We start from the raw sequence: 18115 nt of genomic DNA, 5'->3' as shown, positions 1-18115 counted from the left end.
AACCATAAAAAAGAACCCCATTTCATTGTTTTCTAGTCAAAAACAATTTAACACAAGGGGTTCTTTTTTTCATTATATAAATTTTTCCATGTCAACCTGTAATTATTTCTTTAATGCAACACTAGTAAGCCTGAAGGCTCTTATTTATTTTATATTACATAACTCAGATGCAATTTGTGCTGCTAGCTTTACATTGTTATATACTAATTGGATATTTGCCTCAAGGCTTTTACCTTCTGTAATCTTTTGAATTTTATCTAATAAGTAAGGAGTAGTTTCTTTTCCTTTTATTCCAAGTTTATCTGCTTCAACAGTGGCTTCTTCTATTGCCTTTGATATATAAGCACTATCCATAGCATATTCCATAGGAATAGGGTTGGTAATAACCATTCCACCTGTCATATTTAAATCTTCTTTTGCTTTCAAAGCTTTTGCTATTTCCGTAGGTGTATCCATTCTATAATTTACATTAAACCCACTTTCTCTAGTATAGAAGGCAGGAAGCTCTTCAGTTTGATAACCAATAACAGGAACTCCTTTAGTTTCTAAATACTCAAGAGTTAATCCCAGGTCTAAAATAGATTTTGCACCAGCACATACAACAGCTACATTAGTATTAGATAATTCTTCTAAGTCAGCAGAAATATCCATAGTAGTTTCTGCACCTCTATGAACTCCACCTATACCACCAGTACCAAATACTTTTATTCCAGCAAGAGAAGCTATTATCATTGTAGCAGCCACAGTTGTAGCACCATCTTCTCCTCTTGATACAAGAATAGGTATATCTCTTCTACTAGCTTTAGTTACATTAAGTCCCTTTTTACCAAGATAATCTATTTCATCAGGTGTAATACCTACAGTAAGCTTTCCACCAATAATAGCAATAGTTGCAGGAATAGCACCATTGTCTCTGACTATTTTTTCAACATTTAAAGCGGTTTCTACATTTTGAGGATAAGGCATACCATGGGATATAATTGTAGATTCCAATGCTACTACAGGTTTATTTTCGTCAATTGCCTTTTGTACTTCGGGATTGATTACTAAAATATCTTTTAAATTCATATAATTACCTCCAATTGTTTTCCATTAAATTTATAATATGTTCTTCTGATATATTTTCAGATACTGTTGAATTAGAATTAATACAAATATAAGAAGCTGATAGACCAGCCTTAGCTGACTTTTCTAAATCAAAATTCTTTAGATATGCCCAAACAACAGCAGCTATATAACTATCTCCTGCACCAGTAGTATTTATAACTTTAGTCTCTATAGGTAAGATATTTCCTTTATGAGTACCATCAGTGTAATAAACTCCCTTAGATCCTAAAGATATAAATAGTCTTTTTACACCTTTTTCAAGAATAATATTAGTTGCCTTTTCTAAATCTCCTATGGTGTTAATTTTCATATTAGAAAGGATTTCAGCCTCAATGATATTTGGCTTTAAGGTGTGAATATTTTGAATGGAATCTTTAATTTTTTCAGTTTTCTTAGTAGAAACTGTATCAAGAAATATAGGAACATTACAATTATTCATCAAATATTTAAGAGATTCTTCAGGTATATTAGTATCAACTACACATACTTTAGAATTATTGATTACTTCAAGTTTTTCTTTTAGATAATTAGGAGTAATATACCTATATATTTCCATATCAGAAATAGCCACTTCCATTTCACCAGATTCGTTAGTGATACACAGGTAGGTAGATGTTCGTTCATTAGGAATAATAAGAGAATGTTCTAAACTAATATTAAGCTTTTTACAACTACTGGTTATTTCCCTAGAGTATCCATCACCTCCCAATACTGTGATAAATTCCACATTAACATTCATTCTACTGAGATTTTCAGCAATATTTCTAGCTACACCACCTAAAGATAAAATAGTTTTACCTGGGTTGGAATCATTAGGATTTAATCCATAATGGGGTGTACCTGTAATGTCAATATTAGCACCACCAATAACAGTTACATACTGTTTTTTCATTTATTCACCTACTTTAAATATACTTGTACATATATATTATACCCTAGATTTTAAATTAGCAATAATGAATAATTATTTAGTTTTTTAAGATTTTAAACAATTAAATTAATCTATAGTAACTCATATAAATATAGAAATATCGAATTTAACTTATGAACTTAAAAATGTTATTCTATAGGTTGGTAGAAAAACATGATTTATGAAAATAAATATTAGAATCTGAATATAGGAATTTGAGGGATTATATGAAAATTATTTTAGAAAATATATGTAAAACATTTGGCTCAGTTAAAGCAGTAAGTAATTTGAATTTAGAAATAGATGATGGAGAATTAATATCTATATTAGGACCCAGTGGCTGTGGGAAAAGTACTACATTATCTTTAATTGCAGGACTTTTAAAACCTGATAATGGAGAGATATATTTTGGAGATAAAAAAGTTACAAATATAGAACCTGAGTATAGGGGAATAGGAATGGTATTTCAGAACTATGCACTATATCCCCATATGTCTGTGTTAAAAAATATTATGTTTCCATTGAAGATGAAAAAAATCCATAAAAAAGAAGCCAATAAAATGGCTATCCAAATGGCTGAACTTACAAAAATAGAAGATTTGCTACATAGAAAACCTTCTGAACTCTCAGGAGGACAACAACAAAGAGTTGCAATTGCTAGAGCCTTAGTAAAAAAACCTGAAATATTATTGTTAGACGAACCTTTATCTAATTTAGATGCAAGGCTTCGTATTGAAATGAGAGAAGAAATCAGACGAATTCAGCAGGAAATAAACATAACTACTATTTTTGTTACTCATGACCAAGAGGAAGCAATGAGTATTTCAGATAAGATTTTATTGATGAAAGATGGGTTGTATCAACAATATACTACTCCAAGGGAAATGTATTCTAATCCTTCTAATAAGTTTGTAGCTAGGTTTTTAGGAAATCCACCTATTAACTTTATAGAAACTGAGATAATGTATAATGGAGAAGTTGTAAAATTACATAATAGTCGTATTATATTAAATCTATCTAGACATTTAAAAGGCAAAGGAATAAAGGAAAACCAAGTAACATTGGGAATTAGACCAGAGGATTTTATTATAACTAATAAAGATGAAGCATTATTTTCTGTAGAGGTAATAGGTATCCAAATCATGGGAAAGGAAATCTATATTATTGCCAATATAGACGAAGGGATAAAGGTTACATTAGTTGCTTCATGGGATTTTAATATAGATGTAGGGGACAGGCTATATTTAGACGCTAAAAACATCCACATATTTCACAGGGGGGATGTTTGTTGAAAAAAATAGATAAATTAAGAAAATCCAATACCTTTAAGGGATTATTATATATTTTTCCTGCAACATTAATTTTAATTGTATTTAAGATTTATCCCATAATTAAATCCTTTACTATGTCTTTTTATACTGACTTTGATTATTTAAGTGGTGAAGTATACAAAAGGGGACTTGATAATTTTCAATATGTATTAAGGGACCCAGATTTTTATTTAGCACTTAAAAATACATTTTATTTTGTGTTGGGAGCTGTTCCTTTATCAATAATACTATCCCTAGGGTTTGCTTTGTTATTAAACTCTAATATAAAGCTAAATAGTTTCTTTAGATCTATATATTTTCTACCTTTTGTTACTTCAACAGCTGCCTTAGCTATTATATGGAGGTGGATTTTTAATGGTGATTATGGACTAGCTAATTATATGGTTTTATTATTAGGAGGAAAAAAAATAAAGTGGCTAACAGATCCTAGCTTTACAATTCCAATCCTAGTCTTATTTAATGTATGGAAGGGCATGGGGTATAAAATAATTATTTTCTTGGCAGGATTACAAAATATTGATAAAAAATACTATTTATCTGCCAAAATAGATGGTGCAAGTAAATGGAATATATTTACAAATATTACTTTACCGTTACTAAGTCCTACTTTATTCTTTGTATCTATTACTTCTGTAATAGGTGCTTTTAAAATATTTGATGAAGTCTTTGTATTATATAACACTGGCACAGGACCATTGAAAAGTGGACTAACTATTGTTTACTATATATTTAATAAATTCTATAGACATTGGCAATTTTCCATTTCTGCAGCAGCAGCCTTTGTACTATTTATTATAATACTTATATTTACTTTAATTCAGCTGAAAATTGGAAAGACCAAGTCTAATTACTAATAAGGATGATATTGATGAAAAGAACATTACAGAAAACTTTAATATATATGATACTTACAGTAGGTGCACTTTTTATACTAATACCCTTTATATGGATGATATCAACTTCTTTAAAGCCCTCCAATGAGGTGCTTATAATGCCACCAAAGTTTATCCCTTCCAAGTTAATATGGGAGAATTACAAGATAGCTTTGGAGGCAGCCCCCTTTAATACATATTTTAAGAATAGCATAATAGTTACAGTTTCTGTTACAGCAGGAGAAATAATAACTACTATATTGGCAGCATTTGCTTTTTCTAGAATAAACTTTAAGGGCAGAGACCTTATATTTACTATTCTTATAGCTACTATGATGGTACCTGGGGAAGTTCTTACTATACCTAATTTTGTGACATTGAGTAAGCTCGGATGGATAGATTCGTATAAGGCATTGATAATTCCTTGGTGTGCCAGTATATACTCTATATATTTGCTTAAACAGCATTTCATGAGTATACCAGATGAGTTATATAATGCTGCCAAAATTGATGGATGTAGTGATTTTAAATTTTTGTGGACCATAATGGTTCCACTGGCAAAACCTGCCATAGTTACCTTGATTATATTGAAAGTAATCAGTAGCTGGAATTCATTTTTCTGGCCTCTTATAGTAACTAATTCTAAGGAAATGAGAACATTACCTTTGGCTTTATCCGCATTTACTGATGAATTTGGAACAGAGTACAATGTTTTAATGGCTGCAACAAATATTATAGTATTGCCTGTAATAATATTTTATACGATACTTCAAAAACATATTATATCGGGAGTATCTAAGGCAGGAATAAAAGGATAATTTAAACACTTAATAAGTGATTAAATAAAATAAAAAGTAGGAGGATATTAAATGAATAAACAGTTATTATCATTATTTTTAGTATTAATATTATCCCTAGGACTTGTGGGTTGTAAATCAAACCCTGTAACTCCAGTAGATAATAATGAAAAAGTAGACAATGCAGAAGAAGTAAAAGAAGATGGAATTTTAACAGAAATTACAAATCCCACAGAAGTCGTATTTTGGCATGCAATGAGTGGTTCAAATGAAGAAGCTTTAACTAACTTAGCAAATAAATTTATGGATGAAAATCCAAATATAAAGATAAATCTTCAATTTCAAGGCAATTATAGAGAATTGTTTGAGAAGTTAATGGCGGCTGCTAAAGCGAATCAATTGCCAACTATGACTCAAATATATTCAAATAGATTATCTTGGTATATTGAAAAAGGATTAGTTGAAAATCTAAATCCTTATATGGAAAATGAAAAAGTTGGATTAAGCAAAGAAGAATTAGCAGATTATCCAGCGTTATTTTTAGATGATGGAATATGGAATGGTAATCAATATGCTATGCCTTTTAACAAAAGCCAAATGGTTCTATACTATAATGTAGATATGTTTAAAGAAGCAGGAATTGAAGTACCTAAAACATGGGAAGAATGGAAGTCAGCGGCAGAAAAGTTGACTAAAGATACTGATGGAGATGGAGAACCAGATGTATATGGAATAGTATTTGCAAATAATATTTCTACAGATATAGCTCCTTGGTTAAAACAAGCAGGGGGAATGACTATGAATGAGGATACAAATGAACTGTATTTCGATACTCCAGAAACAGCTGAAGCAATTGAGTTTTTAAATGGTTTAATTCAATCAAAAGTAGCTCGTACAGCAGGAGAAGATAAATATGCAAATGTTCCATTATCACAAGGAAGAGCGGCTATGTGTGTAGCATCTACATCAGCTATATCTACTATAGAAAAAGATACATTGGAAGGAGTAAATTTATTTGCAGCACCTCTACCAGGACACAAGACAAATGATCAGTTATATTATGGTACAAACGTAGCAGTATACAATACGGCTACACCAGAGGAAAAATTAGGTGCTTGGTTATTTAGTAAGTTTTTATCAACACCAGAAAATACAGCTTATTTAGCACAAGAAACAGGATATTTGCCAGCCAGATACTCTGCTAGAGAAATACCTGAATACAAAGCATATTTAGAATCAGCTCCAATTAAAGCAGTTGGACTAGAGAGTTTTGATATTGGTTTCCAAGGAACAAGAAATATTGGTGGAATAAATGCACTAGATGTACTAGGAGAAGAACTAGATCTAGTATTTGCTAAAGAAAAATCTATACCAGAAGCTTTAAAAGATGCTCAAGAAAGAGGAACTAGGGCCTTAGAAGAGGCAAGAAAGAACTAATAAAAAGTGGCTTATTTAAACATACCCCTGTCAACTTGACAAGGGTATGTTTAATTTATGTTGATTTTTATAATGATTTTTTTATTTGATCTATTATTGACACTAAATTTTCTTTATGAAAATCTATCATAGGTATGTCCAAATTGTGATTTTCAAATATTTTATATATTTCTTCCATAAATATTCCACTATCTTCTATACTAGAAATAGTATTTATGGTACCTTGTATATCAGGGTTAGATCCTATTTCCCCACCCCAATTACCTGAGCAAGTTCTAGAGATTCCACAAGTAGGGCTTCCATATATCCCCATTAAAGAGACTATTTCAAAACCATTAGATTGATACTCTAATATTTGTTCTAAGACTGGTTCAAATAAGTCTCGACATATTTTTCTATAATGGGGGTGATCATATTGTTCTTTTACTTGACCCCATCTCTTTAGACCATAGCCTTTTAACTCAGGACAAGGAAGCTGAATAATTCCAATCTCATTATCTAAGAGAAATTTCAAAAAATCCATAGTATTTAATTCCGTTATTTTTTCATCTTTATCCCATTTTTTTACTTTAGAATATTCATTTAATATGCAATGAGATAATATAATTACCTTTTTAGTTTTAGTCATTTAATCACTCCTATTTACTTTATCAGGCAATTAGGCCAAGCTTCATTATATGTTTTGTTAAAAAAATAGTCAAATTGAAAAATATTATAGATAAGTAAGGGTTTATTAGTAAAGTTAACTAAAAACTATAACTTGTAATAAAGAGTATAATATAATAATATACTTACTATTTTCAACTAAAGGTGATATACTATTAGTAGGTGGTGAGTCAAATGGAAAAGTATCATTTATGTCCAAAGTTTGAAGATGCTTTTGAATTATTAGGTAAAAGATGGACTGGATTAATTATAAGAACATTGCTAAATGGACAAAAGCGTTTTACAGATATATCTGCATCTATACCAAATATGAGTGCAAGAATGCTTACAGAAAGGTTCAAAGAGCTAGAGCAAGAAGGAATAGTAGTACGAAAGGTTTATCCAGAGACACCAGTAAGAATTGAATATGAACTTACAGAAAAAGGAAAAGCACTGCAAACTGTTATGGATGAAATCCAGAATTGGGCTGAAAAGTGGAGCTAATATATAAAAAAATCCTCTAATTATTAGGGGATTTTTTATTTTTAATTTTTTAAAAATATGCTTGACATATAAAATTATATATGTAATAATAAAAACATAGCAGGTAATTAAAAGTAAGTTAATAATAAATGGGGAACTAGTATAAAAAAATAATTAAATTGAAAGAGGTGGAAATGTGTTAAGAAAATTAGATAGTACAAATATGGGCAGATCTGACTTAGGATGGTTACAAAGTATATTTCATTTTTCATTTTCATCATACTATAATGTGGATAATATGAATTTTGGGGTATTAAGAGTAATAAATGACGATTTAGTTAAAGCAAATACAGGATTTGAAATGCACCCTCATAAGGATATGGAGATAATATCCTATGTAGTAGATGGAGAATTGACACATGGAGATAGTATGGGAAATAAAAATACTATTACTAGGGGTCACGTACAATATATGAGTGCAGGAACAGGCATATATCATAGTGAACATAACTTAGGAAAAACAACATCAAGATTTTTACAAATATGGATACATCCAGATAAAAAAGGACTTGAGCCAAATTATGGTGACTATAAATTCCAATGGGAAGATAGAAAAAATAAATGGCTTCAAATAGTATCAAGTACCGATGGAGATGGACCAATTAAGATTTACCAAGATGCAAATATATATGTATTAGAGCTAGATGAAAATAAAGAAATTGATTTTAAAGTCAATGAAGAAAGACAAGCGTATTTAGTACAAATAGAAGGAAGTGCAGAAATAAATAATATTTTGTTAAACAACAGAGATGCTTTGGAAATAGTGGAGGAAGATATAGTAATAAAATCAAAGGAAAAGTCTCATATTATAATTATAGAAATGAAAAAATCAAATTAACTGGAGGAATAGAAAATGGCAAAGAATTTTTATGAGGCAGTAGAACAAAGAAGGTCATATTATGGAATTAGTAAAGATATAGTATTATCTGATGAAAGAATTCAAGAAATAATAGAACATGCAGTAAAACATACACCATCAGCATTTAACTCACAAACTACAAGGGTAATTTTATTATTAGGTGAACATCATACAAAATTATGGCATATTACTAAGGAAGCCCTTAGAAAAATTGTACCTGCTGAAAAGTTTTCATCTACAGATGAAAAAATCAACTCCTTTGATGCTGGATATGGTACAATATTATTCTTTGAAGACAATAGTATAGTAGAATATTTACAAAATGAATTTCCAACATATAAAGATAATTTTCCAATATGGTCACAACATACAAGTGGAATGCACCAATTTGTAATATGGACAGCATTAGAATCAGAAGGATATGGAGCATCACTTCAACATTACAATGAACTTATTGAAGCAGATGTAAAAGAAGAATGGAATGTGCCTAGTAGTTGGAAACTAATAGCTCAAATGCCATTTGGTAAGCCAACAGATGAGCCAGGAGAAAAAGAGTTTAAACCATTAGAGGAAAGAGTTAAGATATATAAATAATATAGAAAAATACCTTATGATTAAATCATAAGGTATTTTTTATAATGAATAGGAAAGCATTATTGTTTATTTCTCAAAAAAAGAAATTATTATAACTCCTAATAATATAAATAAAATTCCAAGGAATGTTTTTATTCCAAAACTTTCATCTAATAATAATACTCCTATAATTACACTTGTAATAGGTTCAAAGGTACTTAAAATAGATGTATTTTGAGGTCCTATTGCCTTAATACCAAATTGAAAGAGAGTTACTCCAAATCCTACTGATAAGGATAATAATAATGCCATTATCCATCCTAGGGGTTTCATGTTTATAACAAATGTTTTAGTTATAAGACTAAAAATTAGCATCATAATTGCTGCAATTAAGCAAAGATAAAATGTTAATTTAATGGTACTAATTTTCTTTAAGTCGCTTTTATCCAGATATACAGTATAGAAAGCAAAGGTAATACTGGACATAAAAGAAAGAAATATTCCAGTGAAATCAGTATTTCCTTTGCCATCAAAAAACATTAGAACTCCAAACAAACAGAGTATAACTGCAATTAATTTTGGAATGCTTGGTTTTTCTTTAAAAAATAATATACAGCCTAGTATTACAAAAACTGGATATATAAAATGAATAGTTGTTGCCATACCAGATGGAATATAATTATAGGATAGATATAGTAACAAAGCTGTTGCTCCATATCCCAAAGTAGCCACAAGGGTTATTTTTTTAAATTCCTCTTTTTCAATTTTTAAAGTTTCCTTGCCATCTTTTTTAATTAATAGATATAAAAAAGGAAGTATTAATAAAAATCTTAAAAATGCTAAGCTTGTGGCATTACCACCAGATTCATAAACAAACTTAGCCATTAAAGGCATACTTCCAAAAATAGTAGCAGAAACAATTACTGCTAAAATTCCCTTGGATTTAGTATTCATAAAAGTTCCCTCCATATAATGTCATATTTCTAGTATATATAATTTTTTTATTATAAACAATTAATATATCTTTAAAGCATGAAAATTCAAAAGTAATAATTCTATAAATTGCAAGAATGAAACAATTAACTTGCAGAAATATATTGAAGTTATTAAAGATATATGCTAAAATTGTTTAAAACATTAGCAAGATGAAAGTTTTAATAAAAGTTTTGTCAATTGTATTGGTGAATTTTTTATAAAAACATAGGAAAAAAGAATTGTGAATAAGTTAAAGAGGCTGTAATTATTTTTATAAAAAATTATGATTAACCATGGAGGTGTAACATGAAAAAGAAATTTAAGAAGGTTTTAGTTGCAAATAGGGGAGAAATTGCCATAAGAATATTTAGAGCTTGTAGTGAACTTGGAATAAGAACTGTGGCTATTTACTCCAATGAAGATAAAAATTCCTTGTTTAGAACAAAAGCTGATGAGTCTTATTTGATTGGCAGAAACAAAGGAGCAATAGAGGCATATTTAAATATAGATGAAATTATTAAATTAGCATTAAAAAAAGGAGTAGATGCAATACATCCAGGATATGGATTTCTATCTGAGAATCCAGAATTTGCAAGAAAATGTAAAGAAGTAGGTATTGAGTTTATAGGACCAACTTATGAGATGATGGATAGTCTAGGAGATAAAATAAGGTCTAAAAAAGTAGCACATAGTGTAGGAGTTCCAACTATTCCAGGAATTGAAAAAGCTGTAGCTTCTGAGGAGGAAGCAATAGAGTTTGCTAATTATGCAGGATACCCTATAATACTAAAAGCTACCGCTGGTGGAGGTGGTAGAGGCATGAGAGTAGTAAAAGATGAAAAGAATTTAATAAGGGAATATCATAGTGCAAAAAATGAGGCTAAGAAGGCTTTTGGTATAGATGATATATTTATTGAAAAATATCTTGAGAAACCAAAGCATATAGAGGTTCAAATCTTAGGGGATAAATATGGAAATATAGTTCATTTATTTGAGAGGGATTGTTCCATACAAAGAAGGCACCAAAAGGTTATTGAATATACTCCTGCATTCTCTATTACAGAGAAACAAAGAAAAAACATATGTGATGATGCAGTTAAAATAGCAAAGGCCGTTAAGTATTGGAATGCTGGAACAGTTGAATTTTTGTTAGACAAACATGGAAACCACTATTTCATTGAAGTGAACCCTAGGATACAGGTAGAACATACTGTATCTGAAATGGTTACTGGAATTGATATAGTACAGTCTCAAATTTTAATAGCTGAAGGATATTCTTTAGATTCTAATGAAATAGGAATAAAAGGACAGGAAAGTATAGAAGTGAGGGGCTATGCTATACAATGTAGAGTTACTACAGAAGATCCATTAAACAACTTTGCTCCTGATACAGGAAATATTGATATATATAGAACTGGATCTGGATTTGGAATTAGACTTGATGGAGGTAGTGGCTTTACAGGTGCAAATATTAGTCCTTATTATGATAGTCTTTTGGTGAAGGTAACTTCTTGGTCTAGAACTTTTGAAGATACTACAAGGAAAGTTAAAAGAGCATTAAAGGAGTTAAAGGTTAGAGGAGTAAAAACAAATATTCCTTTTTTAATAAATGTATTAAATCACGAAGAATTTTTAAAAGGTAAATGTGATACTGGATTTATTTCCAATAACCCAGAGTTATTTGATATTACAGCAAAAACTGATATTGAATTAAAGATTCTAAATTTCATAGGGGAAAAGGTGGTAAATGAAACAAATGGTGATAAACCAGATTTTGATATTCCAAATATACCTAAAGTTGTTAGACCTGAAAGACAATATGGTACTAAACAAATTTTAGATGAAAAGGGTCCGAAAGGTTTAGCAGAATGGATTAAAGACAAAGAATCTCTATTGATAACAGATACAACTTTAAGAGATGCTCATCAATCTTTAATGGCTACTAGAATGAGAACTGATGATATGTATAAGATTTCTAAGGCCCTTTCAGTATTAGGAAATGATTTGTTTTCTTTAGAAATGTGGGGAGGAGCAACCTTTGATGTTGCCTATAGATTTTTAAATGAATCTCCTTGGGATAGGTTGGAAGTTTTAAGAAAGAAGATACCTAATATATTATTCCAAATGCTTCTAAGAGGGTCCAATGGCGTAGGATATAGAAATTATCCTGATAATGTTATTAGAGAGTTTGTAAAGGAATCGGCAGAAAAAGGAATAGATATATTTAGAATATTTGATTCACTTAATTGGCTGAAAGGTATGGAAGTGGCCATAGATGAAGTATTAAAAGTAGGTAAAGTAGCAGAGGCCTGCATATGTTATACAGGAGATATATTGGATAAAAGCAAAACTAAATATGATTTGGACTATTATATAAAGACTGCTAAGGAAATAGAAAAAACAGGAGCTCATATATTAGGAATTAAAGATATGTCTTCCTTATTAAAACCTCAAGCAGCCTATGAACTAGTTAAGGCATTAAAATCTGAAATTAAAATACCTATACATCTTCATACCCATGATACCAGTGGAAATGGAATAGCAACAGTACTAATGGCAGCTCATGCTGGCGTAGATATTGTAGATACTGCCTTTAATAGTATGGCTGGACTAACATCTCAACCTGCATTAAACTCAGTAGTTGCGGCTTTGGAGCATACAGATAGAAGCACAGGGCTCAATTTAGATGATTTACAAATTATATCTGATTATTGGAGTAGTGTTAGACCAATATATAGTAAATTTGAATCTGGACTAAAGTCAGAAACAGCAGAAATATATAAATATGAGATTCCAGGAGGTCAATATTCCAATCTTAAGCCACAGGTGGATAGCTTTGGTTTGGGTCATAGATTTGATGATGTGAAGGAAATGTATAGAGTTGTAAATGAAATTCTAGGAGATATTGTAAAGGTAACACCTACTTCTAAAGTTGTAGGAGATATGGCTATATTTATGGTGCAAAACGATTTAACTCCAGAAAACATCTATGATAAAGCCAAGGATATGGCATTCCCAGATTCAGTAGTATCATATTTCCAAGGTATGATGGGGCAACCAATGGGAGGATTTCCTGAAAAACTTCAAAAACTAGTATTAAAAGGAGAAGAACCCATTACTTGCAGACCTGGAGAATTGCTTCTGCCTGAAGACTTTAAAAAAATTGAAAAGTATTTAAGTGAGAAGTATAATATGGTTCCGCAAAGAAAAGACTTATTATCTTATTCTCTATATCCTAAGGTTTTTGAGGATTATCTAAAGTATGTTGAAGAGCATGGAGATTTTAGTAGGATGGGAAGTCATATATTCTTCTATGGTTTAAGGGAAGGTGAAACAGGGGAAATAGAAGTAGAAGAAGGTAAGACTTTAATTATCAAGTTCCTTGAAATAGGTAGATTAGATGATAAAGGATATAGAACTTTATATTTTGAAGTCAATGATAGTAGAAGGGCTATAAAGATACTTGATAAGGCAAGTAATATTGTAAAAGAAGGATTAGTTACAACACAGATGGCAGATTCTGAAAATAAATTAGAAATTGGAGCAAGTATCCCAGGAGTTGTAGCAAAGATTTTAGTAAAGGTTGGTGACAAGGTTACGGAGGGACAATTAGTTGCAATAATTGAAGCTATGAAGATGGAAACCCAAATTACTGCGGCCACTGGTGGAATTATAAGTTCAATAGTTGTTAAAGAAGGGCAAAATGTAGAGGCTGGAGAACTATTGCTGAGATTGGAATAGAAAATATAAAAGGTTAGACTAATTAATTAGTTTAACCTTTTAATAATTTGTTTTGAAAAAGTATAGCAAGATTAAAGTATATAAAAGTTGTAGATGAATCTTTTATAATTGGACTAAATTAACAAACCTTTATATTATAAGGTTTTATCTAAGTTGGTCTATTTTTGTGTTATAAATTATAAAGAAGCTTTTATATGAAACTCAGAAGTAAGTGAGAACCTTCTTAATTTGTTATAAAAAACATGAACATAACTAGAGGTTATTACAATATATACATGAGAAGCTGATTTATATATAAGTTTTCTTAAATTTAAAGACATCATAAGAATGGGGAAGGAGGGACAAACATCAAGCAGATGATTTATATCAAGAACCCTTTTTAAAACCCATAGAGTTATGTCACAAAATAGATAGAAACAAAAATCCAAAGAGCTTTCTTATAGCTATTGCAGCAAATATAATGTATAGAATTATGGAATGTGATGATATAGAAGTTTTTGCAGACAGGGGAGATTAGTATTAATACAGACTATGAAGGAATTAATGCTTTATTTGACTTGCCCATAGATCCATCAAAAGGAAATTATGAGGAAGCAGAGAAGTACATTCAGACATTGTGAAGAGATGATGAAGAAGTATTAAATGAAGAATTTCCAGAGATAGAAGAACTATTAAAAGATGCCGTATTAATACCAGAATGTGTACAGAAAGTGGTTCCAGACAAAGATGGCATGATTGATTACTACTTTGCTGAACATAAACTTAGGGCAGATATTAATAGTTTATTTGAAGAAGGTCAAGTAGGTTTCTCTAATAGCAGATTTATGGATGAAGAAAATATACTTGTTTTTTCAAGGGATATTGATGGAGTCATTACAGTTATGACCTACAGAAAATAAAAATTAAGGAAGTTTTAAATGGGAAAAGTCTTAATGTTTTTACATTAAGGCTTTTTCTATTTATAGAGATATACAAGCACCTTAAATATTTATATACATAATATATATTAGTCTCTAAATAGTAAACAAAATATTGGAGGGATCATATGAAAATAGTTGTATTAGGTGGAGATAGGAGAAGTATTAAATTGGCAGAATTATTAAAATATGATGGCTATAATGTTCAAGTATTTGGTTTTGATAGATCAGAGGTCAATTCACTAAAATTTAGTGAAAATCTTTATTATGCCATTGAAAATGCAAAAATAATTATAGGACCACTTCCTTGTTCTGAAGATAATATTTTATTAAATACACCATTATATTCAGAGAACATAAAAATAGATGAAGTATTTGAATATATGACAGATGAACAAATTTTTATAGCGGGAAAAATATCTGATGAAGTACTCAAAAAAGCTAAAGCGAACAATATACTCACTATAGATTTATTCAATAGAGAAGAAATGACAGTTTTAAATTCGATACCTACAGCAGAAGGTGCAATTGAAATAGCCATGAAAGAAATGGATATTACTCTTCATGATTCTAAGGCTATGATTTTAGGCTTTGGAAGAATAGGAAAGATTTTAGCCAAGATGCTGCAAGGAATAGGGGCAAAAGTATATGTTGAAGCTAGAAATTATGCAGATTTAGGATGGATACACAGTTATGGATATAATCCAGTACATTTAGATAAAATGAAAGACTTAATTGGGGAAATGGATGTAGTATTTAATACGATTCCTAGTATGATTTTAACTGAAGAGGTTTTATTAGAATTGAATAAAGACGCATTAGTAGTTGATTTAGCCTCTAAACCAGGAGGAGTGGATTTTGAAAAGGCAAAGGACCTTGGAATCAAAACCATTTGGGCTTTGGGACTACCAGGTAAAACAGCACCTACAACAGCAGCAGGGATTTTGAAGAATACTATTTATAATATTATTGAGGAATTGGGGGTATAACTATGTTGTTAAATGGAATAAAAGTAGGTTTGGCTATTACAGGTTCATTTTGTACATTTGATACCATATTAGTTGAAATAGAAAGATTAGTTGAAGAAGGGGCAGATGTATATCCAATAATGTCCTATAATGCAAGTAGTTTTGATACTAGATTTGGTTTAGCAGAAGATTGGAAAAATAGGATAGTGGAATTAACAGGAAAAGATATTATAGAAACAATACAAGATGCTGAAGGAATAGGACCCAAGAATTATCTTGATATAATAGTTGTAGCGCCATGTACAGGAAATACCTTAGCAAAACTGGCAAATGCAATTACAGATACACCAGTATGTATGGCGTTTAAGGCTCATTTGAGAAACAATAAACCTGCAATAGTTGCCATATCCACCAATGATGGACTTAGTGGTAATGCAAAAAATATAGGAGTTTTGCTAGATAAGAAAAACGTATACTTTGTACCATTTGGCCAAGATGATGCCATAAATAAAATTAATTCACTAATTGCTCATTATGATATGATAGTACCTACTATTATAGAAGCATTAAAAGATAAACAAATACAGCCATTGTTGGTATAAGTAATTAAGAGGTGTTTCATAACTGATTTATCAGTTATGAAACACCTCTTTTTTTCTCCTAAGCTAACAACTACATTGTATAAGGATCTTAAATATTGATATATATGCTTTTGAGATTAAATTTGAATATGCAAATAAAGCTTAGATTTTTTCTAAACTTAGTTATTTTTATATTGTTTTTTATCTCTAAATAGTCTCTTTGTATTTAATAAAACCTAGCTTATCTGACTTTATTTTGCTGCTTAGTTTTTTAATATTTATTGCAATACTTAATAATTTCATTTCTAAAATAACTTTTTCCATATTCCTATGTCTAAATCTTGTATATTGCATTCCTGATTTTATATATGAAAATATACCTTCCGCTTGAATGGAACGATTGAGTCTTTCTGTAATTCCTTCTTTTGTAGTTATATTTTCTTCTGATTTCTTCCTCAACATTTCAAATTGTTCTGAAATATATATGCGCTTTAATCCAGATTTATTTTTTGTTTTGATGCAATCTTTGGAATATCCACAGTTTAGACAATCTCTGCATAGATATACTTTAGACTCGCTTTTGTAGCCATATTGATTTTTTCTATATATTATCTTTTCAAATTCGACTTTCTTATTATTATGACAAAGGTAGTAATCTTCAGATTCATGATAAACCATATTCTCTTTTCTTGAAATATCATTTTTGTATTTTCTTGTCTTCTTTACTTCGTAATTTAATGGTTTTATGAAGGGGCTTATTTCTTTTTCTTTTAGGTAAAGATAATTCTCTTCATTTTCATAACCTGAATCTGCTACTACTTTTTTTATCTTTGTATTATATTTTTCTAAGAGTTTATCCATAAATGGAATCAAAGTTCTTACATCTGCCGGATTACTGAATCCTCCTATATCTATGATGTATCCACCATTTGTTGCACATTGAATATTGTAAGCAGGTTTTAATTGTCCATTTTTCATATGGTCATCTTTTAATCTCATAAATGTTGCATCTTTATCTGTCTTTGAATAACTATTTCTTTCACCAAGTATATTTAAATGTTCTTCATATATTTTTAGCTTATCAAGCCATTCTTCAAACATTTCATATTTCTTTTGTTCTTCTGATTTCCTCTTTCCACTCCCATAATTAAATACTATATTCTTCGATTTACAGATATTCCTTGTATTATTGAACTCAATTAAAACAAGTTTCTTACAATCATCACTGGATAAGTTTTCATCGATTTTAAAGTATGCTAGTATTTTTTGTATTAATTTATCTTGATATTTAAGTATAGATTTCTTCCATACAAATGTGTATCTATTGGCATTTGCTTCTATTTTTGTTCTATCTATGTAGATACTTTCTAAATCTATCTCTCTTTGTTCAACTAGTAGATCAATTAGCTGATTTAATATTTCGTCCATAAATGGGTATATTTTATTCCTGAATCTATTGATTGTTACATGATCAGGGGACTTTCCATTATTTAAAAGCCATCTAAATCGAAGATCATATTTACAAGCATCTTCAATATCTCTGGCTGAATATTTCCTATTTATATATGCAAAAACTAATACTTTTAACATGGTCCTTGGTTCTGCTACTGGCTTTCTACCTTTGTTAAGATAGGCATTCTCTAAAAAATTTAAATTCATCTCCTCAATAATATTATGCACCAGGAAAACCTCGTCATCCATATCAAAATTATTAGCCAAATCAAAACTAAAAGTGATATGAGACAATACATTTGTGACAAGTAAATATGAAAAAAGGAAAGACCTCTGATATAATGTTGTTTACCATAACAAACAAAAATCGGAGGGATCTTTCCTTATGAAAACAATTATAACAGAAG

The 18115-nt window shown here is 29.9% G+C and carries 16 protein-coding genes and 1 pseudogene; 12 read left to right on the top strand and 5 right to left on the bottom strand.

Annotation, left to right across the window (positions count from 1 at the left end):
* Nucleotides 1-144 precede the first annotated feature (144 nt).
* Together FYJ83_RS18030 and FYJ83_RS18025 are read right to left on the bottom strand one after the other, a co-directional pair.
* Nucleotides 145-1068 carry a pseudouridine-5'-phosphate glycosidase gene (locus FYJ83_RS18030; RefSeq protein WP_154442887.1) on the bottom strand — a complete coding sequence of 308 codons (924 nt, stop codon included), beginning with the start codon at nucleotides 1066-1068 and terminating at the stop codon, nucleotides 145-147.
* Nucleotides 1069-1072: 4 nt separating this feature from the next.
* Nucleotides 1073-1999: a carbohydrate kinase family protein gene (locus FYJ83_RS18025; RefSeq protein ID WP_154442886.1), complete on the bottom strand. Its 927-nt coding sequence runs from the start codon at nucleotides 1997-1999 to the stop codon at nucleotides 1073-1075.
* Between the two features lie 245 nt (nucleotides 2000-2244).
* Here FYJ83_RS18025 and FYJ83_RS18020 point away from each other — a divergent pair, with 245 nt between their 5' ends.
* From FYJ83_RS18020 to FYJ83_RS18005, 4 genes are read left to right on the top strand one after another with little or no spacing between them, the layout of a single operon-like run.
* Nucleotides 2245-3309: an ABC transporter ATP-binding protein gene (locus FYJ83_RS18020; protein ID WP_154442885.1), complete on the top strand. Its 1065-nt coding sequence runs from the start codon at nucleotides 2245-2247 to the stop codon at nucleotides 3307-3309.
* Nucleotides 3306-4202, top strand: coding sequence for a carbohydrate ABC transporter permease (locus FYJ83_RS18015; RefSeq protein WP_154442884.1), 897 nt, complete (start codon nucleotides 3306-3308; stop codon nucleotides 4200-4202). The genes FYJ83_RS18020 and FYJ83_RS18015 overlap by 4 nt, the downstream gene beginning before the upstream one ends.
* A 14-nt stretch (nucleotides 4203-4216) precedes the next feature.
* On the top strand, nucleotides 4217-5038 hold the full coding sequence (locus FYJ83_RS18010) for a carbohydrate ABC transporter permease (RefSeq protein WP_154442883.1): 822 nt from the start codon (nucleotides 4217-4219) through the stop codon (nucleotides 5036-5038).
* Between the two features lie 51 nt (nucleotides 5039-5089).
* On the top strand, nucleotides 5090-6454 hold the full coding sequence (locus tag FYJ83_RS18005) for an ABC transporter substrate-binding protein (RefSeq protein WP_154442882.1): 1365 nt from the start codon (nucleotides 5090-5092) through the stop codon (nucleotides 6452-6454).
* 67 nt (nucleotides 6455-6521) lie between these two features.
* Here the strand turns inward: FYJ83_RS18005 and FYJ83_RS18000 are convergent, their stop codons facing one another.
* Nucleotides 6522-7082: a CD3072 family TudS-related putative desulfidase gene (locus tag FYJ83_RS18000; protein WP_154442881.1), complete on the bottom strand. Its 561-nt coding sequence runs from the start codon at nucleotides 7080-7082 to the stop codon at nucleotides 6522-6524.
* A gap of 212 nt (nucleotides 7083-7294) precedes the next feature.
* Here FYJ83_RS18000 and FYJ83_RS17995 point away from each other — a divergent pair, with 212 nt between their 5' ends.
* The 3 genes from FYJ83_RS17995 (at nucleotide 7295) to FYJ83_RS17985 (ending at nucleotide 9095) form a co-directional block, all read left to right on the top strand.
* Nucleotides 7295-7603, top strand: coding sequence for a winged helix-turn-helix transcriptional regulator (locus tag FYJ83_RS17995; RefSeq protein ID WP_154442880.1), 309 nt, complete (start codon nucleotides 7295-7297; stop codon nucleotides 7601-7603).
* Nucleotides 7604-7778: 175 nt separating this feature from the next.
* Entirely contained in the window at nucleotides 7779-8480 is a 702-nt protein-coding gene (locus FYJ83_RS17990; RefSeq protein ID WP_326828370.1) for a pirin family protein, read from the top strand.
* A 15-nt stretch (nucleotides 8481-8495) separates the two neighbouring features.
* Entirely contained in the window at nucleotides 8496-9095 is a 600-nt protein-coding gene (locus tag FYJ83_RS17985; protein ID WP_154442879.1) for a nitroreductase family protein, read from the top strand.
* Nucleotides 9096-9161: 66 nt separating this feature from the next.
* Here FYJ83_RS17985 and FYJ83_RS17980 read toward each other — a convergent pair whose 3' ends face one another.
* On the bottom strand, nucleotides 9162-10028 hold the full coding sequence (locus tag FYJ83_RS17980; RefSeq protein WP_195838054.1) for a DMT family transporter: 867 nt from the start codon (nucleotides 10026-10028) through the stop codon (nucleotides 9162-9164).
* A 327-nt stretch (nucleotides 10029-10355) separates the two neighbouring features.
* Between FYJ83_RS17980 and FYJ83_RS17975 the strand changes: the two genes are divergently transcribed.
* The 5 genes and pseudogenes from FYJ83_RS17975 to FYJ83_RS17955 all read left to right on the top strand — a co-directional run bounded on the left by FYJ83_RS17975 (nucleotide 10356) and on the right by FYJ83_RS17955 (nucleotide 16277).
* On the top strand, nucleotides 10356-13790 hold the full coding sequence (locus FYJ83_RS17975; RefSeq protein ID WP_154442877.1) for a pyruvate carboxylase: 3435 nt from the start codon (nucleotides 10356-10358) through the stop codon (nucleotides 13788-13790).
* Nucleotides 13791-14139: 349 nt separating this feature from the next.
* Nucleotides 14140-14307, top strand: a pseudogene (locus FYJ83_RS20120) (hypothetical protein); the annotation flags it as partial.
* Between the two features lie 193 nt (nucleotides 14308-14500).
* Nucleotides 14501-14689: a hypothetical protein gene (locus FYJ83_RS17965; protein ID WP_154442876.1), complete on the top strand. Its 189-nt coding sequence runs from the start codon at nucleotides 14501-14503 to the stop codon at nucleotides 14687-14689.
* 146 nt (nucleotides 14690-14835) lie between these two features.
* Nucleotides 14836-15696 carry a dipicolinate synthase subunit DpsA gene (gene dpsA / locus FYJ83_RS17960; protein WP_154442875.1) on the top strand — a complete coding sequence of 287 codons (861 nt, stop codon included), beginning with the start codon at nucleotides 14836-14838 and terminating at the stop codon, nucleotides 15694-15696.
* A gap of 2 nt (nucleotides 15697-15698) precedes the next feature.
* Nucleotides 15699-16277: a dipicolinate synthase subunit B gene (locus FYJ83_RS17955; protein WP_154442874.1), complete on the top strand. Its 579-nt coding sequence runs from the start codon at nucleotides 15699-15701 to the stop codon at nucleotides 16275-16277.
* A 186-nt stretch (nucleotides 16278-16463) separates the two neighbouring features.
* Here the strand turns inward: FYJ83_RS17955 and FYJ83_RS17950 are convergent, their stop codons facing one another.
* The gene (locus tag FYJ83_RS17950) at nucleotides 16464-17975 is read right to left on the bottom strand and encodes an IS1182 family transposase (protein WP_195838053.1); all 1512 of its coding nucleotides are present in this window, start codon (nucleotides 17973-17975) and stop codon (nucleotides 16464-16466) included.
* Nucleotides 17976-18115 lie beyond the last annotated feature (140 nt).

Origin of the sequence: Tissierella pigra (assembly GCF_009695605.1) — a bacterium.
GTDB lineage: Bacteria > Bacillota > Clostridia > Tissierellales > Tissierellaceae > Tissierella > Tissierella pigra.
This window is presented reverse-complemented; position numbering and strand designations above follow the sequence as displayed.